The 23,565-nt window shown below is 69.9% G+C and carries 17 protein-coding genes, 1 tRNA gene, 1 other RNA gene and 4 pseudogenes; 9 read left to right on the top strand and 14 right to left on the bottom strand.

Translation table 11 applies throughout. The features are described 5' to 3' along the window. Positions 1-4: 4 nt before the first annotated feature. Together O159_RS10920 and O159_RS10915 are read right to left on the bottom strand one after the other, a co-directional pair. The gene (locus O159_RS10920; protein WP_021755845.1) at positions 5-673 is read right to left on the bottom strand and encodes a metal-dependent transcriptional regulator; all 669 of its coding nucleotides are present in this window, start codon (positions 671-673) and stop codon (positions 5-7) included. A 33-nt stretch (positions 674-706) separates the two neighbouring features. Beyond that, positions 707-1,741 (bottom strand): acyltransferase family protein, encoded by a 1,035-nt coding sequence (locus O159_RS10915; protein ID WP_021755844.1) that lies wholly within the window; start codon positions 1,739-1,741, stop codon positions 707-709. A 289-nt stretch (positions 1,742-2,030) separates the two neighbouring features. Here O159_RS10915 and O159_RS10910 point away from each other — a divergent pair, with 289 nt between their 5' ends. Then, the gene (locus O159_RS10910) at positions 2,031-3,188 is read left to right on the top strand and encodes a cystathionine gamma-synthase (RefSeq protein WP_269078391.1); all 1,158 of its coding nucleotides are present in this window, start codon (positions 2,031-2,033) and stop codon (positions 3,186-3,188) included. Positions 3,189-3,292: 104 nt separating this feature from the next. Here the strand turns inward: O159_RS10910 and O159_RS10905 are convergent, their stop codons facing one another. From O159_RS10905 to trxA, 3 genes are all read right to left on the bottom strand, one after another. After that, positions 3,293-3,499: a hypothetical protein gene (locus O159_RS10905; protein ID WP_021755842.1), complete on the bottom strand. Its 207-nt coding sequence runs from the start codon at positions 3,497-3,499 to the stop codon at positions 3,293-3,295. A 152-nt stretch (positions 3,500-3,651) separates the two neighbouring features. Further along, positions 3,652-4,608, bottom strand: a complete 957-nt coding sequence (locus tag O159_RS10900; RefSeq protein WP_144267665.1) for a trypsin-like serine peptidase — start codon at positions 4,606-4,608, stop codon at positions 3,652-3,654. A gap of 240 nt (positions 4,609-4,848) precedes the next feature. Beyond that, positions 4,849-5,226, bottom strand: a complete 378-nt coding sequence (gene trxA / locus O159_RS10895) for a thioredoxin (protein ID WP_021755840.1) — start codon at positions 5,224-5,226, stop codon at positions 4,849-4,851. Positions 5,227-5,420: 194 nt separating this feature from the next. On the opposite strand from trxA, the gene O159_RS10890 reads away from it, so the two are divergent. Beyond that, positions 5,421-6,752 (top strand): glycosyltransferase, encoded by a 1,332-nt coding sequence (locus tag O159_RS10890; RefSeq protein ID WP_021755839.1) that lies wholly within the window; start codon positions 5,421-5,423, stop codon positions 6,750-6,752. 2 nt (positions 6,753-6,754) lie between these two features. Next, a pseudogene (locus tag O159_RS10885) lies at positions 6,755-8,548 on the top strand (ArnT family glycosyltransferase). A gap of 155 nt (positions 8,549-8,703) precedes the next feature. Here O159_RS10885 and O159_RS15075 read toward each other — a convergent pair. From O159_RS15075 to xylA, 5 genes and pseudogenes are all read right to left on the bottom strand, one after another. Beyond that, positions 8,704-8,880 carry a hypothetical protein gene (locus O159_RS15075; protein WP_169725692.1) on the bottom strand — a complete coding sequence of 59 codons (177 nt, stop codon included), beginning with the start codon at positions 8,878-8,880 and terminating at the stop codon, positions 8,704-8,706. Between the two features lie 444 nt (positions 8,881-9,324). Then, a complete protein-coding gene (locus O159_RS13405; protein ID WP_021755836.1) occupies positions 9,325-11,355 on the bottom strand; it encodes an alpha/beta hydrolase in 2,031 nt (676 codons plus the stop codon). A gap of 128 nt (positions 11,356-11,483) precedes the next feature. Continuing rightward, positions 11,484-11,705, bottom strand: a complete 222-nt coding sequence (locus tag O159_RS10875; RefSeq protein WP_021755835.1) for a hypothetical protein — start codon at positions 11,703-11,705, stop codon at positions 11,484-11,486. 379 nt (positions 11,706-12,084) lie between these two features. After that, a pseudogene (locus O159_RS10870) lies at positions 12,085-13,514 on the bottom strand (xylulokinase). Between the two features lie 10 nt (positions 13,515-13,524). Continuing rightward, a complete protein-coding gene (xylA, locus tag O159_RS10865) occupies positions 13,525-14,715 on the bottom strand; it encodes a xylose isomerase (protein WP_021755834.1) in 1,191 nt (396 codons plus the stop codon). A gap of 74 nt (positions 14,716-14,789) precedes the next feature. On the opposite strand from xylA, the pseudogene O159_RS10860 reads away from it, so the two are divergent. Beyond that, a pseudogene (locus O159_RS10860) lies at positions 14,790-15,944 on the top strand (multidrug effflux MFS transporter). 200 nt (positions 15,945-16,144) lie between these two features. Here O159_RS10860 and O159_RS10855 read toward each other — a convergent pair. After that, positions 16,145-17,288: pseudogene (locus O159_RS10855) on the bottom strand (IS30 family transposase). Between the two features lie 161 nt (positions 17,289-17,449). Here O159_RS10855 and O159_RS10850 point away from each other — a divergent pair. Further along, positions 17,450-18,547: a P-loop NTPase family protein gene (locus O159_RS10850; protein WP_021755831.1), complete on the top strand. Its 1,098-nt coding sequence runs from the start codon at positions 17,450-17,452 to the stop codon at positions 18,545-18,547. A 124-nt stretch (positions 18,548-18,671) separates the two neighbouring features. Here the strand turns inward: O159_RS10850 and O159_RS10845 are convergent, their stop codons facing one another. The 3 genes from O159_RS10845 to O159_RS10835 all read right to left on the bottom strand — a co-directional run bounded on the left by O159_RS10845 (position 18,672) and on the right by O159_RS10835 (position 19,516). Continuing rightward, positions 18,672-19,106 (bottom strand): hypothetical protein, encoded by a 435-nt coding sequence (locus O159_RS10845; RefSeq protein ID WP_236609474.1) that lies wholly within the window; start codon positions 19,104-19,106, stop codon positions 18,672-18,674. A gap of 2 nt (positions 19,107-19,108) precedes the next feature. Next, on the bottom strand, positions 19,109-19,354 hold the full coding sequence (locus O159_RS10840) for a hypothetical protein (protein WP_144267663.1): 246 nt from the start codon (positions 19,352-19,354) through the stop codon (positions 19,109-19,111). A gap of 77 nt (positions 19,355-19,431) precedes the next feature. Beyond that, positions 19,432-19,516 (bottom strand) — tRNA-Ser (locus tag O159_RS10835). Positions 19,517-19,614: 98 nt separating this feature from the next. On the opposite strand from O159_RS10835, the gene ffs reads away from it, so the two are divergent. The 4 genes from ffs (at position 19,615) to O159_RS10820 (ending at position 23,369) form a co-directional block, all read left to right on the top strand. Next, positions 19,615-19,711: signal recognition particle sRNA small type (gene ffs / locus O159_RS14195), an RNA gene on the top strand. A 97-nt stretch (positions 19,712-19,808) separates the two neighbouring features. After that, positions 19,809-20,048 (top strand): hypothetical protein, encoded by a 240-nt coding sequence (locus O159_RS10830; RefSeq protein WP_021755830.1) that lies wholly within the window; start codon positions 19,809-19,811, stop codon positions 20,046-20,048. 1 nt (position 20,049) lies between these two features. Then, a complete protein-coding gene (gene pta, locus O159_RS10825) occupies positions 20,050-22,179 on the top strand; it encodes a phosphate acetyltransferase (protein ID WP_021755829.1) in 2,130 nt (709 codons plus the stop codon). Beyond that, complete coding sequence (locus tag O159_RS10820; protein ID WP_021755828.1) at positions 22,176-23,369, top strand: acetate/propionate family kinase; 1,194 nt, start codon at positions 22,176-22,178, stop codon at positions 23,367-23,369. The genes pta and O159_RS10820 overlap by 4 nt, the downstream gene beginning before the upstream one ends. Positions 23,370-23,565 lie beyond the last annotated feature (196 nt).

Raw genomic sequence — 23,565 nt, 5'->3', positions numbered from 1 at the left:
CCCTCTAGCGGGTGGTCACCCAGACCGCCCCCGCAGCTGCCGAGCCGAGAACCATCGGCTCGCCGTGGAGGCGGACCGTCACATCCCCCGCGAACTCCCGATGCTCGTCCACCGTGACCTCCGCATCCAGCCCGATGCCGCGCTCGCCGAGGTAGCGGAGGATCGCGGGATCGGCGTCCGAGATGCGGACGATCTGGAGTGCTACGCCGGTGCGTGCCGTGAGCAGGGGCTCTGCGTCCGGTCGGCGGGCTGTGCCGTCGGCGGTCGGGATGGGGTCTCCGTGCGGGTCGCGCGCCGGGTAGCCGAGGCGCCGGTCGATCCGGTCGACCAGTTCGTCGGAGACCGCGTGTTCGAGCACCTCGGCCTCGTCGTGGACCTCATCCCAGCCGTAGCCGAGCTCCTCCACGAGGAACGTCTCGATCAGCCGGTGCCGGCGGACCATCGCGACCGCGCCGTGGCGGCCGGCGTCGGTGAGTTCGATGCCGCCGTACGGCTCGTGTACGAGCAGGCCCTGGTCGGCGAGACGGCGGATGCTGTCGGAGGCCGTCGCTGCCCGGACGCCCATCCGCTCGGCCAGCTGCTTGACGGTGATGGGGTCGCCCTCCCACTCGGTCGCGCACCAGATGACCTTCAGGTAGTCCTGGGCAACGGCGGAGAGGGAGGACACGGGCATGGTCAGATTCTAGGCTCTGCGAGGAGGGAGGCCTCACGCTGGACGTGCGCGGCGACCGCCGTAGGCGATCACGGCGACCATCCGCTCCAGAGGTCCGCCGCCCAGGAAGCGGCGGAAGAGGACGGCCCCGGCGAGCGAACCGCCGCTCAGGAGCGCGAGCATCCACCAGTGATCGTCGGACGGTGAGAAGAAGCGGGTCCAGACGCCCAGAACGGCCAGCTGGGCGATGTAGAAGGTCAGGGTCATCGAACCGAGGGCGGCGACGGGGGAGAGGGCTCTGCCGAGGGTCGAGCCCGGCCGGGCTGCGATCTCTCCCGTCAGAGCGCAGACGGCGAGGACGATGAGCGCCCACCCGGTCGAGACGCTGAGTTCTGGCAGGGTGCCGGAATGCGGGGAGACCGCGACGCCGAAGAGGGAAGCGGAGACGAAACCCGCCGCGAGGAGCGCGGCCCCGGCCGCTCCGGTCGTGAGCATGGCGCGTGTGCGGAAACCGGTGCGCGCGATCGCGAGTCCGACGAGGGCGAAGGCGAGAACCGAGGTGACCCGGTAGGCGGGATCGAAGAAGAAGAACCCGGCGACCATCGTCAGCAGACGCGGAAGGAGCGCTCCGTGCATGCTCCACAACGCCAGGGTCCCGTCTGCGATGATCGGCATCAGCGCGGAACTGACGACCGCGGCCGCGACGGTCGCTCCCGCGAGCCAGCGTGCGCGGACGAAGAGGAACGGCAAGAGCAGCAAGCAGACGGCTCCGCAGTAGTGCAGGATCGGGTACACCTGCGCCCCGAAGAACCCGGCCAGGATGCCGAGGGCGATCAGCAGCAGCCCCCGGATGGCGAACCCGTTGCGGAACCGGCTTTGCGACGCTCTCTGGCCGTCGGCGAGGGCGTTCCGGGACGCGAGACCCGCCGAGACCCCGATCATCACCGCGAACAGCGGCATCGCGAAGTGGTCTGAGAAGGTCAGGAGCTTGAGCGGGAAGGGCGACTCCCTCGTGAGCGGTGCCGTGTGTGCGACGAACATGGCCAGCAGCGCCACACCGCGCGCCAGGTCGACCCCGAGGATACGCATGGTGGCAGCCTAGGCGGGCGCTTCCGCGGCTGCGGCGCCACAGCCGTGCGCTGTGTGTGGGAGGCGCAGAATGCGGTGCGGGAAGTGTTCGCGCGCTTGTTCAGCTGCCCTGTTACGGTGGACCCCGTGAGGCACGCGGAGACCATCCACGCGACGGAGAGGGCCGGGTAGCTGCTGCGGCGGGGGGCCATCGTGGAGCTGGCAAGAGGCAGCACGGGGCGGGGCTCCCGCGGCAGAGGCTCCTCTCCTCAGCGAAGAGCCCCGCAAGACGACAGAGCACAGGAAAAAACTGATGACACACGGTTTCTCCACTCGCCCCATCCACATCGGCCAGGAGCCCGACCCGACGACGGGCGCGATCATTCCGCCGATCCACCAGACCTCGACCTTCGTCCAAGACGGCATCGGCGGTCTGCGCGGTGGCTACCAGTACGGCCGCGCCGCCAACCCCACCCGGGATTCCCTGCAGTCGCTGCTCGCCTCCCTGGAAGGCGGCGTCTCCGCGCTGTCTTTCGCTTCCGGCCTCGCCGCCGAAGACGCCCTGCTGCGCGCCGTGCTCAGACCCGGCGACCATGTCGTCCTGGGCAACGATGTCTATGGCGGCACGCACCGTCTGATCGACCGCATCCACGGCGCCTGGGACGTGCGCAACACCACGGTCGACCTGACCGACCTGGACGCTGTGGGCGTCGCCCTCGCGACCGGCCGTACCCGCCTGCTCTGGATCGAGACCCCGAGCAACCCGCTCATGAAGATCAGCGCCCTGGCCGCCCTGGCCGCCCTCGGCCACAGCGCCGGTGCGCTCGTCGTCGTGGACAACACCTTCGCCTCGCCCGCGCTTCAGCAGCCGCTGTCGTTCGGCGCGGATGTCGTCGTCCACTCGACCACCAAGTACCTCGGCGGTCACTCCGACGTGATCGGCGGAGCGCTCGTCTTCGCCGGCGAGGAGCTCGCCGAGAAAGCACGGTTCGTCCAGTTCGCCGCCGGGGCCGTCTCCGCGCCGATGGACGCCTGGCTCACCATCCGCGGCATCAAGACCCTCGCCGTCCGCATGCAGCGCCACACCGAGAACGCGCAGGCGATCGCAGACGCCCTCCTCGGCCGCCCCGGCATCCAGGCCGTCTATTACCCCGGACTGCCGACGCATCCTGGCCACGCTCTCGCCGCCCGCCAGATGAGCGGCTTCGGCGGGATGCTCTCCGTCACCCTCACCGGCGGCGCCGCGACGGCACGCCGGTTCGCCGAGTCCACCGAAGTCTTCCAGCTCGCGGAGTCGCTCGGCGGCGTCGAGTCCCTCATCGGCTATCCGGCCGAGATGACCCACGCCTCCGTGCGCGGTACGGAACTCGACGTGCCCGGCAATGTGGTCCGCCTGTCGGTCGGGATCGAGGACATCGCAGACCTGCTGGCGGATGTCGAGCAGGCGCTGGGGCGGGCGTCGCTCTAGCGGGGCACATCGGGGTGACCGGCCCCCGCATCCCCCGCTTCAGCCGGCGCCTGGATCGTCGGGGTGCGGGGCGCCGACCCGCCGCTGTCGCCGGACAGCCAAGCTCAGAACGCGAATTGCGCCCACTCCTGGCGTTCCAGCCGGACGCGTTCGCCGTGCTGCTCCACGATCCAGTGCTGAGGGGTGCCGCCGAGGTAGGTACACAGCACGGTCTCGCTGCTCCAGCCGTCCGCCGAGCGAATCCAGCGCACCAGATGGATGGCCTGACCTGTCTTCGGCGTGTTGCCGATGGGCGTCTCGTGGGTTGTCACGCAGCACCCCCTCCCGATTGTGCGGCATCCCCCCGCTGGGAGGTTCTGCCCTCGACAATAGTGGGGTACAGGGTGGGGGTACAAGTAGTTCTTCCGAACAGGGGCGGCGGGGATGCGGGGTCGGATCGCGGGGCGTCTTCCTCCCGGCCTCGTCAGCTTCGCGCGCTGGCGATGAGATACATGCACCAGACCTCCCAATCGTTCGGAACCGCGAGAGCGTACGGGTCGGGCAGGAGGAACCTGCCCAGGGTGGTGACGGCGAACACCTCTCCGGAATCGGCGGACGTCATCGTGCTGAACCAGGGGCCGCCGGAGGAGCCAGGGGTCATCCGGCACCCGTGCAGCACCGTGGCGTGCTCGGTGAAGCCGGGGAACGGCTCCGCGTCGCCGGTGCAGGTGCCCTGGCTCTCCCCGGTGAGGGGCCAGTAGGTCGGATAGCCGACCACCGTCACCTTCTTAACATCGTTGCCCAGGCCCGTTCTCAGCGTGTTGCCGCCGACCCAGTCGGTGAGGTAGGCCCAGTACGGTCGATGGGTGTACACCAGGCGCCGCTGGAAGGCGACGAACCCCTGGTCGTGCTCGTCGTCCTGGTGCAGAGCCCAGGCTGAGAGGGTGAAGGCCCGCGAGTAGTCCCAGACCAGGTACGGCGCCCTGCCGTTGTCGTATCCGGGAGCGAAAGCGAACTTCGTGTTCCAGCCCCGCCCGTACGTGTACACGCAGTGTCCGGCGGTCTCCACCAGGTTGTGCGACGAACCGTTGATCACGGCTGCGGTACACCAGCTGTCCTGGCCGTTCGCGTCGACGTAGAAGAGCTTTCCGACGGTCTGCATCGGATGCCCGGACGCGGAGTTCCCGGCTGTCGCTTCGGCACGGGCGCCGGCCGGCGACCCGGCCCTCACCGCCGACCGCATCCTGTCGGCGGTCCAGTAGCCGAGCGGATCGGAGTCCGGGGACGACGAGCGATGCGGTATCGCGGCCCTCGGCTCGGGCGGGGACTGGAGGACGGCACCGGCCATGTCCCTCACCGGCTCCGCCGCCGAGGCTCCCGGCACACCGTGGGGCACGAGTGCGACGACGCCGGCGACCGCCATGGTCGCGAGGGCGGCCACCGCCCGGCCGGATCGGCCTCTGATCGGATTGAACGACATCGACACACCCCATTCCCCATCGAAAGCTCCTGTGCGATCGAGGTCATGTTAGGCCGGGGATCGGCCGGCCATCCGTGGCCGGTGGCAGCCTCAGCGTCTGAATGAGTGCGATCGCGAGATCACTGGGTGGTGTGCGACGCCTGCTCGGGAGAAGGGCCCCCGGTGGGCGGGAGCGGTGGGCGTCGGGCTCGTCCTGGGGCGCTACGCTCGGGGCTGCGCCGCTTGCCCCTCCGCCATCGACGCGCGCACGGCGTCCATGTCGAGCGCCTTCACCTGGCCGATGAGGTCCTCCAGCGCCGGAGCGGGCAGCGCACCCGGCTGGGAGAACACCAGGAGGCCGTCGCGGAAGGCCATCAGCGTCGGGATGGACGTGATCCGCGCCGACGCTGCGAGGGCCTGCTCGGCTTCGGTGTCGACCTTGCCGAACACGACATCGGAGTGCTGCTCGGACGTGCTCTCGAAGACGGGTCCGAACTGGCGGCAGGGCCCGCACCACTCCGCCCAGAAGTCGACGAAAACGATGCCGTTCCCGGCGATCTGGGTTTCGATGTTCTGCGCGGTCAGCTCGACGGTGGCCATGAATGCTCCTTGCGGTGGACGATGTCTTCTCCTGACAACGGCAGAGCGTCCCCGCGCATTCCGGCGCGAGGGCGAGGCAGGGCCCGGCGCAGAGAGAAAGCACAGGAGACGCATCGGAACACAGCGGGAAACGCAGGGGAAAGACCTCAGCCCACGACAGGTCACGATTATGCGCCGTCGGCAGGGTTGCGATCATGTCGAACTCATCCACTCCATCCCTGGCGCTCGACATCGTCGTGCCCGTGTACAACGAGCAGGCGACGCTCGAGACGTCCCTCCGCCGGCTGCACGCCTACCTGAACGGCGCGGTCCAGGCGAGCTGGCGGATCACGATCGCCGACAACGCCAGCACCGACGCGACACCCGCCCTTGCAGACGCCCTCGCGGCCGAGCTGCCGCGGGTGGCCGCGGTGCATCTGCCCCTCAAAGGGCGGGGCCGCGCCCTGAAAGGGGTGTGGGGCTCTTCCCCGGCCGAGGTGCTGGTCTATCTGGACGAGGATCTCTCCACCGATCTCGCCGCCCTGCCGCCGCTGGTGGCCCCGCTGCTCTCCGGGCACTCCGACCTCGCGATCGGGACGCGGCTCGGCCGCAGCGCCCGGGTCACCCGCGGCGGCAAACGCGAGTTCATCTCCCGCAGCTACAACCTGCTGCTGCGCCGCAGCATGGCCGTCGGGTTCAGTGACGCGCAGTGCGGCTTCAAGGCGATCCGCCGAGAGGCCGCCCAGCGGCTGCTGTCCCTCGTGGAGGACGACGGCTGGTTCTTCGACACCGAACTGCTCATCCTCGCCGAGAGGGCGGGTTTGCGCATCCACGAGATCCCGGTGGACTGGGTCGACGACCCCCACAGTTCGGTCGACATCGTGCGCACGGCCCGCGAGGACCTCAAAGGGATGCTGCGCGTCGGCACGAACATCGCGCGGGGCCGCATGCCGCTGGAGTCCGTGTACGTGGAACTCGGGCGGCGCCCCTTCGCCCCGGCCCGGGAGCCGGGCTTCTTCGGCCAGGTTGTGCGCTTCGCGGTCGTCGGGGCGCTCTCGACCGCGGCCTACGCGGTGCTCTACCTGCTTCTCTCCGGCCTGGTCGGTGGACAGACTGCGAACTTCGCGGCGCTGCTCATCACCGCGGTCGCCAACACCGGGGCGAACCGCCGCTTCACGTTCGGCGTGCGCGGATGTCCCGGGATGGCGCGGCATCAGTTCCAGGGGCTGATCGTGTTCGGCATCGCCTGGGCGCTCACCGGCGGCTCCCTCGCGCTGCTTCACACGCTCGCGCCGGGGGCCTCCTCGCGGGTTGAACTGCTGGTGCTGACCGCGGCGAACCTCGCCGCAACGCTGCTGCGCTTCGCGCTGCTGCGGCTGTGGGTGTTCCGGGCGTCGCGACGGCGGGAGACGGCGCGGGCCACCACGGGGGCGCCGCCCGCGCCCGCTGTGCTTCCCCCTGCTGCGCTTCCCGCCGCCCTGCCCCCGGCGCCGGAACCGGCCTCCGGAACCCCTCTCGTGCTGACCCTCACCGAAACGGAGCAGTGATCATGTCCGTCACCACCGTGCCCGTGCCCCCTCCATCTCCGCGCCCGGCGTTTCTCCCGTGCCGACCCAGCCGTCCGGCCGGCTCCGCACGGCGCTCCGCCGCCTGGGAGCGGCCGGCGCTGCTCGGCCTGCTGGTTGCCACGGCTTTCCTCTACAGCTGGGACCTCGCGGCGAGCGGCTGGGCCAACTCGTTCTACTCGGCCGCCGTGCAGGCGGGGTCGGTGGACGGAGAAGCCTTCTTCTACGGTTCCAGCGACGCCGCGAACTCCATCACGGTCGACAAACCGCCGGCGAGCCTGTGGATCATGGCGCTCTCGGTGCGGATCTTCGGATTGAGCCCGTGGAGCATCCTCCTCCCCGAAGCGCTCATGGGAGTCGCGACCGTCGGCCTCGTCTACGCGATCGTGCGGCGGAATTTCACGGCACGCACGGCTCTGCTCGCCGGAGGCGTGCTGGCTCTCACGCCGGTCGCCGCGCTGATGTTCCGGTTCAACAACCCGGACGCCCTCCTCGTCCTGCTGCTCACCCTCGCCACCTTCCTCACCCTCCGCGGGATCGAGTCCGGCCGCATCCGGTGGGTGATCGGGGCGGGCGTGGCCATCGGGTTCGGATTCCTGACGAAGCAACTGCAAGCGTTCCTCATCCTCCCGGTGCTCGCCGGCGTGTATCTTCTCGCGGCGAAGGTGTCGTGGGGCAGACGGTTCGGGCACCTGTTCGCGGCGCTCGGGGCCGTGATCGTCTCCGCCGGATGGTGGGTCGCGATCGTCGAGCTCGTCCCGGCCTCGATGCGGCCGTACATCGGCGGCTCGCAGACGAACAGCTTTCTCTAGCTGACGTTCGGCTACAACGGTTTCGGACGGCTGACCGGAGACGAGACCGGCAGCGTCACGGGCCGCGGCGCGGCCGGGGGTGGGATGTGGGGCTCGACCGGTGTCCTGCGCCTGTTCGAGAACGAGCTCGGCGGCCAGATCGCCTGGGTGCTCCCGGCCGCCTTCGTGCTGCTCGCGCTGGTCCTCGGACGGCGCGCTCCCCGGACCGACGCCCGACGGGCGACGCTGCTGCTCTTCGGCGGCTGGCTGATCGTCACGGCTCTGGCGTTCAGCTTCATGGCCGGCATCTTCCACGCCTACTACACGGTCGCGCTCGCGCCCGCGCTCGCCGGGACCGTCGCGATCGGAGCGTCGGCGGCCTGGGCCGCCCGGGGCCGCCTGTGGGTGCGCATCCTCTCGGCGGCCACCGCGCTCGGAACGGGCGTGTGGGCCTGGGCGCTGCTGGACCGCGCGCCGGACTGGCTGCCCTGGCTGAGGGTCGTCGTTCTGGTCGTCGCCCTCGCGGCGGGCGCGCTGCTGTTGCTCCCTCCGAGCGTGGCCGGTCGCTCCCGGGCGCTGCCGCGTGCGACCATCGGGGTCGTGCTCGTGGCCGGACTGCTCGCGCCGACCGCATACACGCTGCAGACGGTGACGACCGCGCACAGCGGTTCGATCGTCACCGCGGGCCCGACGGTCGCCGGGTCGATGGGCGGGCCGGGCGGCGGCGGGCGCGCGGGCGGCGGCTACCAGCTCGCCACGCAGGAGAGCGTCCTGCCGATCGGCGGCTTCAACGGGTCCGACCCGTCGCCGACGCTGGCGCAGTTTAAAGAGGATGTCGCCGCGGGGAAGATCCACTACTTCATCGCGGGCGGTATCGGCCGGGCGAGCGGCGGCAGCGGCTCGTCGAGCGCGATCGCGAGCTGGGTGGAGCGGAGCTTCACGGCGAAGACGGTCGACGGGGTCACCCTGTACGACCTGACCCAGTAGCCACCCCGTCCGGGCGGCGCGCCGCCGGCGTCGGGATGCCGATACCGGCGGCGCGCGGCAGGACTGCGCCGAGTTCGGTCGCCGTGACGTCCCGCGACTGGCGCTGGGATCGAGGCGTTCGCTCACCGCAGCCGGTCTCGGCGGGTGCCCGGTGCTCACTCGGTGTTGGTGTCGGCGTCGGTTTCGGTTTCGGTGGGTGCGTTGTAGGGGTCGTCGGGGTTGGTGGGGTCCCAGGTGCGGTAGCCGTGGGGTCCGGCGAAGTCGTCGAGGGTGGGGCTGGTGGAGCATTCGGTGTGGAATCCGAGGACGAAGAAGTCGTCGTGGGCGGTCACGCTGAGCCGTGCCTCGTTGGGGAGGTCGGCGCGGAGGACGGGTGTGGTGGCCGGAGGCGGCGGGTTTGGTGGCGACGATGACGGTGTAGCCGCGGCTGGTCCAGTAGTCGCTCATGGTGGCGGCGAAGTCCGGGGCTGCTCCGACGGGGTCGTGGAAGAGGTCCATGCTGAGTCGTTTGCTGTTGGTGGAGCCGACGTAGCAGGAACTGCCGATGAATTCTGAGGTGGCGGGGTCCCAGGCTTCGCTCCCGGGTTCTTGGTTGTAGCGCCAGCCGTCGGGGAGGCCGCTTGCTGCGAGGGAGTCGTGGATGTAGTCCAGGAGTTGGTCGCGCAGGTGGAGGCCGGTTTTCTGGGTGCCGGGTTGTGGTGGTGGGGTCATGGTGCAGCCTCCAAGCGAGACGGTGACCACGAGGGCGAGGGCGGCGGTGAGCGTGCGGGCGTGGGTCATGGCAGGGCCTTTTGTCGCTGGCGTTCTGTGATCTTCTCGGCCCGCTGGTTGTGGGCGTCGGCGCCGGCGGTGGTCGAGGTCAGGTCCCCATCGATCAGATCGGGCCGGCCGAGGGCGGTCGCGGACGTGTTCCAGAGCGATTGGGTGTCCAGATTGAAGTAGCCGTGTCCTCTGCTGGGTTCGGCGTTGAGGAGGCCGCCGGGGGCGGTGCGGTGGGGTTCGCCCAGGGGGTTGTGGCCATCGACTCCGGCGAGGTCGCGGCCGTTGCCTTCGGAGGAGAAGGCGTGGGCCCCGCCGATGGCCCGGTCGGTGGCTCCGGCGGCTTCGGGGTTGGGTTCGGCGCGGTGGGCGAGGGGGGAGCCGAAGGGGGCGAGGCGGTCGCCGGTGGCGTGGGTGGTGTAGACGGTGGTGGCGTGGACACGGGAGAGCGAGGGCACAAGACCGGTGTCGATCCCGGCGGAGCCGACCATCACGAGCGAGTCGATCCTGGTGGTCGTCTGGGTGAGCGCGTACGAGGCCATGGTGGTGCCGTAGGAGTGCGCGACGACGGCGATGCTCGCCGGCCCGGCCTCACCGGCTGCCCGTGCCGCGCTGTTCCTGTCGATCTCGGACGCGAAGCGGGCGCCGCCGGATTCCGCCGCGGCCCCGAAGGCGACCCCGAGCAGGCCCGGGGTGTCGTAGCCCATCCACGCGACCACACCGGGAGTGCCGACCTTCGTGGTGTGCTGGGTCCGGTAGAGGTTCTTCGCGGCATCGCTCCAGGTGCCGAGGGCGTCTTTCGCGTCGAAGTCCATGCCGGGGGCGCACCAGGTGGTGTGGCTGGTGCGGTCGAGGTCGCCGTAGCCGACCGCGACCGGCGGGGTGGTGGCGAAGAGGTTCAGGGCGACCAACCGCACCGGGACGCCGTCCTCCGGAGTGGCCAGGGCTTTCCTGAGGGCTTGGATGACTTTCCGTTGGTCTTCGGTGAGTTCGTCGAGGTGGCGCAGCCAGTGGGCGTAGGTGGCCCGGTTCGCGGTGTCCCGGATGCGGTAGGGCAGGCCGGGGAGGTTGCCGATGATCACCGGCGCGGTCTTCACGAGGGCGTTCTGTTGTTTCGCGGTCAGGCCCGCCCACCAGTCCGCGACGTGGACGGGGTCGGGGGGATGGTTCCAGAAGGTCTGGGCGAGGTCGGGGTTGTTCCGCAGCAGCCGGGCGAGCTCGGCGGCGGTGAGGGATCGCAGGAGGCCGAGGAGCTCAGCGGGGGTGGCCGCAGCCCACCCCTTCCGCACCGGATCGTACACCGCCCACACCGTCCCGCTCGCCCCGCCGCCGGCGGTCTCGAAACCCGCAGCGGTCCCCTCCGCCCAGGCAGCGTCCGCCCGGTTGCCGTCCAGCCAGCGCTGGAACCCGGTCAGGACAGCCGAGGCGTCGAGGTCACCCCACCGGCACCCCCGCTCGAAGGCGTCCACCGCCTGCCGGACCCGGTGCAGATACCCGGCCAGCTCCGCGTCCAGCGTCCCGCACATGCTCGCATACGCACGCAGATCCCCCGGCCGCGCCGACGACACACCACCGCTGCCGCTGTCGCTCATGGTGGCAGGCGGGGTGTCCCGCCGCACCGACACCGGCTCCACAGCCCGTCTCAGCGGCGGGGGCCCCGCCGCTGGCCGGGGGTCCCACACCTCGAAGGACACCGCCGCCGCGATCCCCAGCGCCACCGCCTGCGCTTCCCGCCGACTCCGCCGATACTCCCACTCCCGGACCCGGGAACGCCGGACCTTCTCCGCCCGCGCGCTCTCCGCGATCTCGTCCGCGAACCCGGCCAGGCTCCGCAACCCCGCCGCGCCCGCCCGCCCGCCGGCCGCCGCATGCTCACCATTCCGTGCGAACGCGCGGGCTAACCCGCCACGGAACTCCGCCGACGCGACCGCGACAACACCCGAACGAACCGGCGTCCGCACCTCGATCGCCGCCGCCACCCTCGCCCCGACCGCCAGCGCGTCCGCCGCCTCGAAATCGAAGACCAACGGCACACCGTCGCCCGGCACCGACCACCTCCACAAACCGAGTACAGTATGTGAAATATGGTATCAAACCATGCGCGCAACGACACGTCACCGGGCGGCGCCGCTCTCCCGAGACGGTCGCCGCCCTGGGACAGCGCCCCCCGTTCGGTCTAGGTGAAGAACGCCCACATCGCACGGGAGACGGCGCGGGGCTCGCCGTTGACCTCGAGCAGCCAACTGGACTGGTTGCGCCCGCAGTAGTTTCCATGCATCGTCTCGTACGTCCAGCGTTCGTCGATTTGGTGCCAGTGGATCAGATTGATCCGCTGCCCCTGCCGCAGCAGGTACGGGATTGTGGTGTAGTCGTCGTCCACGATGATCGGTGTGCTCATGGTGTCCCTCCTCTGGGAACGGGCGGCGCGATCCCTTACACAGAGGGAGACACCGGGAGACGCGAAGGATTTCGGGGAGGACGCTCTTTTTCGCAAATCGAGCGATGCGGCCGGGTGGTGCGATCCTGTGCCAGTGTGAGGAGATGGGCGCCGTTTCCGCCACTATCGTCCTCGCCCCCGACTCGTTCAAGGGCTCGACGCCGGCTTCGGCCTCCTGTCCGGGGGCGCCGCTCTCGTGGCGGGGGCCGCTGCGGTGGGCGACGCTCTCGCCCTCCCCGTCCTCATCGCCGCCGCGACCGCCGACGCCGCGCGCTGGGCCCGCGCCGCCGGTGCGGCCCTGGCCGCGCAGTTCTGAGCGCGTGCCCCGGCCGGCCGGGTGTCAGCCCACCGTCCGCGCCGCCGCGTACTGCTGGCGGATGATCGTGCGCGTGTCCACGCGCAACGTCCTGGACGTCGCGACCGCCTACCGTGGCCGCTGTCCGGTGAGGGCCCAGGCCGCTTGGACGGCCGCGCCGTCCGCGACGTAGTCGCCCGGCGACGGCACGACGACGACGGCGTCGAACACCTGCGCCGCGATCGTCGCGACGGCCGGGCTCTGCGCCGCGCCGCCGATCAGCAGAACGCGCCGCTCCCGCGCGCCGCACGCCCGGAGGGCGTCGAGCCCGTCGGCGAGCCCGCACAGCATCCCCTCGATCGCCGCGCGGGCCAGGTTCTCGCGCCGGGTCGAGGCCAGAGTGAGACCGTGGACGCTGGCCGTCGCGTCCGGCAGGTTCGGCGTCCGTTCGCCCTCGAAGTACGGCACCAGGACAGCCCCGCCCGAACCCGGCTCGGCCGTGAGCGCGAGGGCGGAGAGACCGGCGTGGTCCACGCCGAGCACGCCCGCGATCGCATCGAGGACGCGTGCGGCGTTGAGATTCGCCACCAGCGGCAGCCACCGGCCGCTCGCGTCGGCGAATCCGGCGACCGTCCCGCTGGCGTCCGAGACCGGCGTCCCGGTCACCGCGAAGACCGTGCCGCTCGTCCCGATCGAGACGACGACATCGCCGTCCGCAGCGCTGAGCCCGAGTGCGGCCCCGGCATTGTCACCGGCGCTCGGCCCGAGCTGTGCCCCGGTGGGAGTGCGGCCGGCGCTCTCGGCCGGACCGAGCACCCGCGGCAGGACGACGCCGTCGCCGGGGTCTCCGGCTTCCCGGCCCGCCCGAGGGACCGCTCGAACAGGTCGAGGTCGTAGGCTCCTGTCGCTGCGCTCCAGTACGCCGTGCCGCTCGCGTCGGAGCGATCGGTCGTCAGCGCTTCGAGGTCCGGCCCGAGCGGGCTCTCGTCCGCGGGGCCGTACCCACGCAGCCGCCAGGTCAGCCAGTCGTGGGGGAGTGCGACGGCCGCGACGCGCCCGGCGTTCTCCGGTTCGGCGTCCCGCAGCCAGCGCAGCTTCGTCGCGGTGAACGATGCGACCGGAACGACGCCGGCGCGGGCGGCGTAGGCGCCGGCTCCCACCTCCGCGATGAGGTCGCGTGCGGCCCCCGCGCTGCGGGTGTCGTTCCAGAGGAGGGCGTCGCGGATGACGCGGCCGTCGGCGTCCAGCACGACCATCCCGTGCTGCTGCCCGGCGATCGAGACCGCGGCCACGTCGTCCAGCCCGCCCGCCGCTGCGACCGCCTCGGTCAGGGCGGACCGCCAAGCTGCCGGGTCCACCTCGGAGCCCTCAGGATGCGCCGCCCGTCCGGAGCGCACGAGCGTGCCCGAACCGAGGTCGCGCACGACGACCTTGCAACTCTGCGTCGAGGAGTCGACCCCGGCGACCAGCGTCACAGCAAGTCCCTCAGCGTGCGCCGAGCAGGTGCTCGAGTGCCAGCTGCTGAAGACGCACGAAGCCGAAGCCCCTGCCGCCGAAGTAGGCGCCCGCGTCGAAGTCCTCGAACGCGCTGCGGTCGGCTAGCAGGTCCCCGTAGCTCTCGCTCGGGCCGAGCGTCGGCTGCGACAGCTCCGCGACGCGCGACGCGGCCAGCGCCTCCTGCACCTCGGGGTCGGCGCGGAACGACGCCGCGCGCTCCTTCAAGAGCAGGTAGGTGCGCATGTTCGCCGCCGCCGACTCCCAGACGCCCGTGATGTCCTCGGTGCGGGACGGCTTGTAGTCGAAGTGGCGCGGGCCGTCGTAGGCGGGGCCGTTGTTCGGGCCGCCGTTCTCCAGCAAGTCGACCAGCGCGAAGGCATTCTGCAGGTCGCCGTGCCCGAACACCAGATCCTGGTCGTACTTGACGCCGCGCTGCCCGTTGAGGTCGATGTGGAAGAGCTTGCCGTGGTACAGCGCCTGAGCGATTCCGGCGGCGACGTTGAGCCCGGCCATCTGCTCGTGCCCGACCTCCGGGTTGAGCCCCACCAGCTCGGGCCGCTCCAGCGATGAGATGAACGCGAGCGCGTGGCCGACGGTCGGGAGCAGGATGTCGCCGCGCGGCTCGTTCGGCTTCGGCTCCAGGGCGAACCGGATGCCGTAGCCCTTGTCCGTGACATAGTCGCCGAGCAGATCGACGGCCTCGCGGTAGCGCTCCAGCGCCATCCGGATATCTTTCGCGGAGTCGTACTCCGCCCCTTCGCGGCCACCCCACATCACGAACGTCTGCGCCCCCAGCTCGGCGGCGAGGTCGAGGTTCCTCAGCGCCTTCCGCAGCGCGAACCGGCGCACGGCGCGGTCGTTGGAGGTGAAGCCGCCGTCTTTGAACACCGGGGCGCTGAACAGGTTCGTTGTGACCATCGGCACGATGATCCCGGTGTCCGCGAGCACCTGCTTCAGCCGGTCGATCTGCTTCTGCCGCTCCGCGTCGGCCGAGCCGAACGCGAACAGGTCGTCATCGTGGAAGGTGAGCCCGTAAGCGCCCAGCTCGCTCAGCCTCGTCACCGCCTCCACCACGTCGAGCGGTGGCCGGGTCGCGCCGCCGAACGGGTCGGCGCCGGTGTAGCCGACGGTCCACAGTCCGAACGAGAACTTGTCAGCCCGGGTGGGGGTGAGCCTCATGATGGTCGTCCTCCGGCCTCGTCGGCGATGTGTCGTCCGGATGAACCTATAGCCGGCTCCCGGGCGCTGGCTAGATGTGCTGCCCAGGGCCGTTCACCATCGACACCTAACCTTCCGGCGCTGCCGACGCTGGAAGCCGACTTCGGCGTCTCGACGGCCGCGATCCAGCTCACGCTGACGGCCACCACGATCGGGTTCGGCGTCGGACAGCTGCTCGTCGGGCCGTGGTCGGACAAGATCGGACGGCGCACACCGCTGATCGTCGCGACGGCGGTACACATCGTGTGGCCTGTCTCGCGGCCGCAGTGGCGCCGAATGTGGAGCTGCTCGGTGCCGCCCGCGCGCTGCAGGGCATCGGCGCCGCCGCCGGCGGTGTGGTCGCGATGGCGATGGTCCGGGACCTGTTCGGCGGCCGGCCGCTGGTCAGGATGCTGAGCCGCCTCGCCCTCGTCAACGGTCTCGCCCCCGTCCTCGCCCCGGTGATCGGCTCCTGGCTGCTCCTCGTCATGCCGTGGCGCGGCATCTTCGTCGCGCTCGCCTGCTACGGCCTGTTCGTCGTCTGCGTCTCGCTCTGGATCGCGGAGACCCTCCCGCGGGCGTGGCGGCACGACGCCGGGCACGCGACCGTCGGCCAGCGCTACAGGTCTGTGCTCAGCGACCGCGTCTTCGTCGGCATCGCGATCGTCGGCGCCGCGAACTTCACCGGGCTCTTCTCGTACCTCTCCGCGAGCTCGTTCGTCTTCCAGCAGATCTACTCGTTCAACCCGCAGGAGTATGGCCTGCTCTTCGCTGTGAACTCGATCGGCATCATCATCGGTGTGCAGTCCGCTTCGCGCCTCACGAAGTATGTCGGGCCGCAGTGGATACTCGCTGTCTCGACCGTGGTCATGCTCGTCTCCTCTCTCCTCATCGTCTTGCTCGACCAGGCGCAGGCCGGCCTGTGGGGTGTCGTCGTCCCGCTGTGGTTCTTCATCGCCGCCTGCGGTTTCGGCTTCCCCTGTGTGCAGGTCCTCGCGCTGAGCGCCCATGGCCACGAAGCCGGCACGGCCGCGAGCCTGCTCGGCGCTCTGAACTTCGGGATCGCCGGGATCGTCTCGCCGATCGTCGGCATCCTGGGCACCGGCAGCGCCGTGCCGATGGGCGCGGTGATGGCGGTGTGCGCGCTGGTGTCGATCGCGTCCCTGTGGCTCGTCGTCCGGCCGCGGACGGTTCCCGAACTCGCGCACTGACGCCGCCACGGCGGCACGCCAGCGGCGCCCGCGCCGCTGGCCGATGGTCCCGGCGTCTGTCGCGGTCGGGCTCGGCGTGATCATCGCTGTCCCGCCGTGGGAGCCGTTCGCCTGAGCTCTCGCGCTGAACGCCACCCAATACGCGACGTTTGTCACGGTCCAGGGGAATTGGGGGTGGGTTCTAACAGTGGTCGCAACACTCATGGATGGTGTGTTTGTTCTAGCAGCGTAGTGAAGAGGGTGTTCGGGGTCTTCCAGCCGAGGATTTTGCGGGGTCGGTTGTTGAGTTCGGCGGCGACGAGGGCGAGCTCTTTCGGGGTGTGTGTTCTGAGGTCGGTGCGTTTGGGGAAGTAGTCCCGCAAGAGCCGATTCGTGTTCTCGTTGCTGCCGCGCTGCCAGGGCGAGTGCGGGTCGCAGGAGTAGATTCTCGTTCCTGTTGCGCGGCTGATCTCTTCATGTCTCGCCATTTCCCAGCCCTGGTCCCAGGTGATTGAGCGGCGTAGTTCGGGCGGGAGCGCCGCGAGAGCAGGGACGAGCTGATCGCGGAGGCTCTCGGATCTGTTGACAGCGTCAACAGGCAACAGGAGAGTGAACCGGGTCGTTCGCTCGACGAGTGTGGCAATCGCCGAACGGTTGCCGAGCCCCATGATGAGGTCGCCTTCCCAGGCTCCGGGGACGCTGCGGTCCGTGGGCGCGAACGGACGGTCATGGATCGTGAGCGCAGCGTTGAATCGGATCCTGCGCCGGGCGATCACGCGGGGTGCTTTGCGTCTGTCGCGTTTGGTGCGCAGCATTCGGCAGAGTTCGCGCGGGAGTGCGCCGCCGCGGTAGTCGTAGAGGTCGCGGTAAATCGTCTCATGCACCACGCGCATGCTCGGATCGTCAGGATGCTGCTGACGCAGGTGCTGACAGATCTGAACGGGACTCCAATACTTCTTCAACAGCCCACGGATCTCCTGCTGCAATCGGGGGTTGGAGGCGATCTTCCCCGGCCGGTCACGGGCACGGCGACTCCTCGCGAGCCGGTGCGCATGGAACGGTCGATACTTCCCCAGTGATCCCGCGATTGCGGCGCACTTCCCGGCTGATTGTCGACGGTGCTCGTCCCAGGTCGGCTGCGATACTGCGGATGCTCGCGCCCGTCCTGAGTTGGTCGGCGATCCTCACCCGCTCGTCCTCCGATAAGAACCGGGCCGAGACCGTCGTCACCACCGGAACCTCATCGATCGGCGGATAGTAACGCACTTTGCCCGTGACCAGGTCGCGATGTTTCCACCCGTTCCGCCAGTTGTTGCCCAGCTTGCGGCGAATCCCGAGCATCCGGCAGATCTCGGAGGTGTTCATTCCCTGCCGCCACAACTCGATATATCATGCACGCTCGGCCGACATCGGTGCCGGCCCGGTCATCTTCTGCGACGTCCTTACAAGTGTCATAACAACTCCCGAAACTAGCCGGTGTTGCGACCACTGTTAGAACCCACCGGGGCTAATGTCGAACCACAGACATGAACGAACTTCGCCTCACCGTGATGGCCCTCGGGTCTCCTATCGAGCTGCGCCTTGACGCGACCGCGGCGCCGGGACAGGATCTCGCTCCTCTCGTGGAGTCATGGGACTGGTGCCGGGCCCCGGTCGGAACGGCGGCGTACAGCGTTCTCCGCGGCGTCCTCGACCCGGAAGGCGCTTTCCGCGTCTCCGTCGGGGATGGCGGGGACGTGCCCACTGAGGTCGTCGCACGCAGCCTGGACGAACTGGCGGAACGGCTCACGGTCGCGGTCACGCACATCGCGCTCGCGTCTCAGCCCGAGGGGCGGCTGCTGCTCCACGCCGCCGGGTTCGCGCATCCCGTGACCGGGGCGGCCGTGGCATTGGTCGGCCCATCGGGTGCGGGCAAGAGCACGGTGTCCCAGGCGCTCGGGCGCGAACTGGTCTACTGTTCGGACGAATCCGTGGCTGTGACGTCCAGCGGCAGGGTGCTCTCCTACCAGAAGCCCGTCTCGATCAAGGTTCCGGGCCGTCCGTTCAAACGGCAGGCGTCGCCGCAGGAGTTCGGGATGCTGCGCAGCGGGGCCGCCGGCGCCCGCCTCCGCCGCATTCTCGTCCTCGATCGCGAGCCCTCGCACACCGGCGCCCCTGAACTGCGACCGCTTCTCTTCCGCGAAGCGGTCGAGCACATCCTGCCGCAGACCAGCTACTTTGTCCGGGGCCGGCGGCCGCTGGCGGCGTTCGCCGCCGCCCTCGACCGTTGCGGTGGCGCTTTCGCGGTGCGCTACAGCGAGGCGGCCGGCTTCGTCCCCGTCGTCGCCGAGCTGCTCTCCGACGACGCGCTCATCGAGGCGCTGACCCGTGCCGATGTCGAAGACGAACTCACCGTCGACGGCGACCTTGTGCTCCTGCGCGACGGCATCGCCCGGGTGCTGCATGGGCTCGGCGCGCAGATCTGGCGTCTGCTCGACCGTCCGCGGACGATGTCCGAGATCGTCGCCGGTCTGGAGGAACATCTGGGGGCTCCGGCCGATGGTTCAGCGGCGTCCTTGGCCGCTTCGGCCGTCGCGACACTGGAGGAATCCAGGCTCGTCGCGTGGCAGACCGTCGCGCGGTAGCGCCGCGGCTGCTCAGCTCCGGTGGAGCCCGCGCTCGAACCAGGAGAGGAGTTCCGGGGATCTCCTCCGGAGGTGAGTGCGCGTCATCGGCTCCTCGGTGCGGGTGACCGAAGCATCCAGCTCCTCAGCCACACGCTCCATATCCTCCAGTGACCAGAATCGGCCGCGCATGCGGATGAGCACCCGGCCGCTGTGTCCGGTCACGAAGAAGCTCCGGGAGGGTGTCGAGCGTATTCCCGTCGTAGAGCCGAACGAGCAGGATCGCCCCGGCTTCGCCCGGTCGTGTCAGCACCGTCCTCCCGAAGAAACGGCGCTCGCTGACCCCATCCGGACCGAGGGAGATGCGGGTGCTGAAGAAGGCGTAGATCCCCAGGGCGGTGAGACCGGTCACAACGATGTGCGCGTCGTCGGGGACGGTCAGCCAGTAGAGCAGGGCGAAAACCGGCGTGGTCAGCGCCAGAGCGGCCAGCAGACCGCGGACGTACAGGCGCTGGAAGGGATGCAGCACCGTCACCCGCAACGTCTCTGCGGTCCGTCCGACTTCTTTCCGTCCGCTCATCGCTACGAGCCTGACGGATCGGCCTCCGACTCGGTAGCGGTATTTTGGGGGACACGGACCTGGCGGCGGCGTTCGGCAACCTCTCGCGCCCGCAGCGAGCGCACCCGGAAGGCCGACAGGATGGTCGCGAGCACCCCGACCGCGAACAGCACCACCGTGGCGGTGTCGTGCAGGTTCCTGCCGATCAACAGGGTCACCGCGGCGATCGCCCCGGTGGCGCACAGCTGAGCGAACATCTTCTTAGTCATGGTCAAGAGGTAACGTCTGCGACGAAGCCCGGGCTCCACGGGGTGGGGCGGTGCCCGATGGCCTCCTCGGCTCTGGGCGGAGAATGGGGGATTCGAACCCCCGAGGGCTTGCACCCAACACGCTTTCCAAGCGTGCGCCATAGGCCACTAGGCGAATTCTCCTGGGTCGCCCCCACCTGGCGGTGACGGCTCCGAATATCTTAGCGGACGCTGGGTCGTGCTCGTTGCCGCTCCTCCCAGCCGGACCCGCTACACTGATCGTCGGCTCCCCACGTGGCGCCATCCAGGCCAACTCCCCCAGGGCGGAAACGCAGCAAGGGCAACCGGGCTCTGGCGGGTGCGTGGGGGGTCTTTTCCGTGCGGGTCGCGGTCGCGGGCACCGTGTCGAGTGCGGACGGCGACGCCACTGTTCTACATTCTGTAGAATGAAGCTCCGACGAGTCGAGGCGCAGGAATGACCGGACAGGCAATCATTGGGCAGGTACTGGGTGAGCGGCTGACCGACGCGCTCGCCGCCGGGTCCCCGGCCGTGCTCGATCCGGAGTGGCTCGCGGTCCATCGCATCCCCTCTGACGGAGGACTGACTATCACCATGAACGCGACCCGGCCGAGCCAAGACCACAGGACGGCCGAGGCGCCGCCGGAGACCGTATACCGGTTCGGGGCCCTCGGGACGATCGAAAGGGCCGGCTGACATGGTGAGGTCGCTCTACATCACCTCGGCCGAGGGGCACACCGGCAAATCGACGGTCGCCCTCGGCGTGCTGGAGGCGTTGCGGCCCTCGGTCGAACGGGTCGCGGTGTTCCGTCCGATTGCCCGCTCCACGGTCGAGCGCGACTATGTGCTCGACCTGCTGCTCACTCGCGTGACGGTGCGGATCGGCTACGAGGAGGCGGTCGGCGTCAGCTATGAGGACGTCCACGCGGACGCGGACGCGGCGCTCGGCGAGATCGTCCGGCGGTTCCGCGCGGTGGAGGCGAAAGCCGACGCCGTCGTCATCCTCGGCTCGGACTACACCGATGTCGGCAGCCCGACCGAGCTCGGCTACAACGCGCGCATCGCCGCGAATCTGGGCGCCCCGGCGCTGCTCGTGCTCGGTGGACGGATCGGCCAGGGCTTCGGGGAGCGCCTCGGGCAGGCCGACCCGCGCTCGCCGGAGGAGCTGCGGCAGCTGGCGGAGCTCGCCGTGGCCGAGCTTCGCGCCGAGCACGCCGGACTGCTCGCGGTGGTCGCGAACCGCGCGGACAGCGAGCGGCTGGAGGCGATCGTCGAAGCGGTGGGCGAAGCGGTGGCCACAGGCGCCCCGGCTCAGGGCGACCGGCCGCAGGTGTGGGCCATCCCGGAAGACCCCTTCCTCGTCGCGCCCAGCATCCGCTCGATCATGGAGGTGACCGACGGCGAGCTGCTCGCCGGTGACCGTGAGCTGCTGGCGCGTGAGGCTCTGGGCGTGGTCGTGGCGGGCATGTCCATGAACAATGTGCTGCCTCGCCTGGTGGAGGGGGCGGTCGTGGTGGTCCCCGGCGACCGCACCGAGGTCCTGCTCGCCGTGCTGATGGCGAACGCGTCCGAAACGTTCCCGTCGATCGCTGGGATCGTGCTCAACGGCGGCTTCGAGCTGCCCGAGCCGATCGAGCGCCTGCTGGCGGGCCTGCGCTCGCCGCTGCCGATTGTGCGAACACGACTCGACACCTACGACACGGTGGTCCGCATCACACACGCGCGCGGCCGGCTGGCCGCCGACTCGCAGCGGAAGTACGACACGGCGCTCGCCCTGTTCGAGCGGCACGTGGACGCCGGGGCCCTGCTCGCGCGCCTCGATGTCACCCGTCACGAGGTTGTGACACCGCTGATGTTCGAGTACGACCTGATCGAGCGCGCCCGCGCCGCCGACAAGCACATCGTGCTGCCCGAGGGGGAGGACGATCGCATCCTGCGCGCCGCTGCGACCCTGCTGGCCCGCGGCGTGGCCCGGCTCACCATCCTCGGCGAGCCGTTCGAGGTGCGTTCGCGCGCGATCGAGCTCGGTCTGGACATCTCCGGTGCGGAGGTGCTCAGTCCGTTCGACGACGTGCTGCGGCTGCGCTTCGCGCACGAGTACGCCGAACTGCGCGCGCATAAAGGCATCACGATCGATCAGGCGTCGGACACGGTGACGGACCCGTCCTACTTCGGCACGATGATGGTCCACGCCGGGCTCGCCGATGGCATGGTGTCGGGGGCCGCGAACACGACGGCGCACACCATCCGTCCGGCGTTCGAGATCATCAAGACCAGTCCGGGCGTCTCGGTCGTGTCGAGCGTGTTCCTGATGGCACTCGCCGACCGGGTGCTTGTCTACGGCGACTGTGCGGTCATCCCGGACCCGACCGCCGAGCAGCTCGCCGACATCGCGGTCTCCTCGGCGCTCACCGCCGGTCAGTTCGGGATCGAGCCGCGGGTGGCGATGCTCTCGTACTCGACCGGCGACTCTGGCACGGGGGCGGATGTGGACAAGGTGCGCACCGCGACGGCGCTCGTCCGCGACCGGGCTCCCCAGCTCCCCGTGGCCGGGCCGATCCAGTACGACGCCGCGGCGGACGCGGCGGTCGGCGCCGCCAAGATGCCCGGCTCGGAGGTGGCCGGCCGTGCGACGGTGTTCGTCTTCCCGGACTTGAACACCGGGAACAACACCTACAAAGCCGTCCAGCGCAGCGCCGGGGCCGTCGCCATCGGCCCGGTGCTTCAGGGGCTCGGGAAACCGATCAACGACCTTTCGCGCGGGGCGACGGTGGAGGACATCGTCAACACGGTCGCGATCACGGCCATCCAGGCGGCTCTGTCATGAGCGCCGTCCTCGTCGTCAACAGCGGCTCGTCGTCGCTCAAGTACCAGCTGATCGACGCGAAGAGCGAGGAAGCGCTCGCGACCGGTCTCATCGAGCGGATCGGGGAGGGCGCGGGGCGCATCCGTCACCGCGGACCGGGCGGCTCTGGCGAGCGGACGCTCGCGATCCCGGACCACATCGCGGCCTTCCGCGCGATGCTGGCGGCTTTCGAGACTGACGGGCCGAGCTTGGCCGAGCATCCCCTGGACGCTGTCGGGCACCGAGTCGTCCACGGGGGCAAGCGCTTCTTCGAGCCGACCATCGTGACCCCCCTGGTCGAGATCAACATCGAGGACCTGGCCGACCTCGCCCCGCTGCACAACCCGGCGAACCTGCAAGGTATCCGCGCCGCCAAGCAGGCGTTCCCGGAGGTGCCGCACGTCGCTGTCTTCGACACGGCGTTCCATCAGACGCTCGGACCGGCCGCGTACACCTACGCGATCGACGCAGCGCTCGCCGAGAAGCACCGTGTGCGCCGCTACGGCTTCCACGGTACCTCCCACAAGTACGTCTCGGGAGCGGTGGCGGAGGTGCTCGGACGCCCGCTCGGCGAGCTCAAGCAGATCGTGCTCCACCTCGGCAACGGCGCCTCGGCGTGCGCGGTCGATGGCGGTCGCTCGATCGACACCTCGATGGGGATGACGCCGCTCGAGGGGCTCGTGATGGGCACACGCTCCGGCGATCTCGACCCGGCGGTGCTGTTCCATCTGGCCCGCCGCGCCGGTCTCGGCATCGACGAACTGGATGAGCTCCTCAATAGGCGCAGCGGCCTCTTGGGGCTCACCGGCCACGGCGATATGCGCGATGTGCATCGGGCGGTGGAGTCGGGGGATGTCTCGGCCCGGCTCGCGCTCGACACCGTCGCGCACCGGCTCAAGCACTACATCGGCGCCTACACCGCACTGCTGGGCGGCCTCGACGCGCTGACCTTCACGGCCGGCGTCGGCGAGAACGACCCCGATCTGCGCGCGGCCGCGTGCGAGGGACTGGGCGTGCTCGGCATCCAGCTGGACCCGGAGCGGAACGCGGCCCGGTCGCCGGGCGCGCGGATCGTCTCAGCGGACGGCTCTGCGGTGACGGTGCTGGTCGTGCCGACCAACGAGGAACTCGAGATCGCGCGGCAATCCTTGCGGGCGGTCGCCGCGGGCTGAGCGGTTCGGCCTGGGACGCGGCGACGCGGTTCGCTCTCGCTCGTTCTCTCGTTTCCCTCTGTGTTCGCTCTCTGGTGGTGTTGTCACCCTTTACGGGTCGAATGTAAGTATTTCTGAAATTTTCATTTCGCATTTGTTTTAAGCAATGATGAGTGTCGATTATGAAAATTCGTAGAAGTCGCTGGGTTCCGGCATG

Source organism: Leifsonia xyli subsp. cynodontis DSM 46306 (genome assembly GCF_000470775.1).
Classification (GTDB): domain Bacteria; phylum Actinomycetota; class Actinomycetes; order Actinomycetales; family Microbacteriaceae; genus Leifsonia; species Leifsonia cynodontis.
The sequence above is the reverse complement of the archived record's forward strand: the minus strand, read 5'-3'. Positions and strand labels throughout refer to the sequence as shown.

Excerpts from the sequence above, each read along its gene's own strand:
- O159_RS10920 (WP_021755845.1), bottom strand. The coding sequence starts at position 673 with ATGCCCGTGTCCTCCCTCTCCGCCGTTGCCCAGGACTACCTGAAGGTC.
- O159_RS10915 (WP_021755844.1), bottom strand. The coding sequence starts at position 1,741 with ATGCGTATCCTCGGGGTCGACCTGGCGCGCGGTGTGGCGCTGCTGGCC.
- trxA (WP_021755840.1), bottom strand. The coding sequence starts at position 5,226 with ATGGCCACCGTCGAGCTGACCGCGCAGAACATCGAAACCCAGATCGCC.
- O159_RS10890 (WP_021755839.1), top strand. The coding sequence starts at position 5,421 with ATGTCGAACTCATCCACTCCATCCCTGGCGCTCGACATCGTCGTGCCC.
- O159_RS10875 (WP_021755835.1), bottom strand. The coding sequence starts at position 11,705 with ATGAGCACACCGATCATCGTGGACGACGACTACACCACAATCCCGTAC.
- xylA (WP_021755834.1), bottom strand. The coding sequence starts at position 14,715 with ATGAGGCTCACCCCCACCCGGGCTGACAAGTTCTCGTTCGGACTGTGG.
- O159_RS10850 (WP_021755831.1), top strand. The coding sequence starts at position 17,450 with ATGAACGAACTTCGCCTCACCGTGATGGCCCTCGGGTCTCCTATCGAG.
- O159_RS10845 (WP_236609474.1), bottom strand. The coding sequence starts at position 19,106 with ATGAGCGGACGGAAAGAAGTCGGACGGACCGCAGAGACGTTGCGGGTG.
- O159_RS10840 (WP_144267663.1), bottom strand. The coding sequence starts at position 19,354 with ATGACTAAGAAGATGTTCGCTCAGCTGTGCGCCACCGGGGCGATCGCC.
- O159_RS10830 (WP_021755830.1), top strand. The coding sequence starts at position 19,809 with ATGACCGGACAGGCAATCATTGGGCAGGTACTGGGTGAGCGGCTGACC.
- pta (WP_021755829.1), top strand. The coding sequence starts at position 20,050 with ATGGTGAGGTCGCTCTACATCACCTCGGCCGAGGGGCACACCGGCAAA.
- O159_RS10820 (WP_021755828.1), top strand. The coding sequence starts at position 22,176 with ATGAGCGCCGTCCTCGTCGTCAACAGCGGCTCGTCGTCGCTCAAGTAC.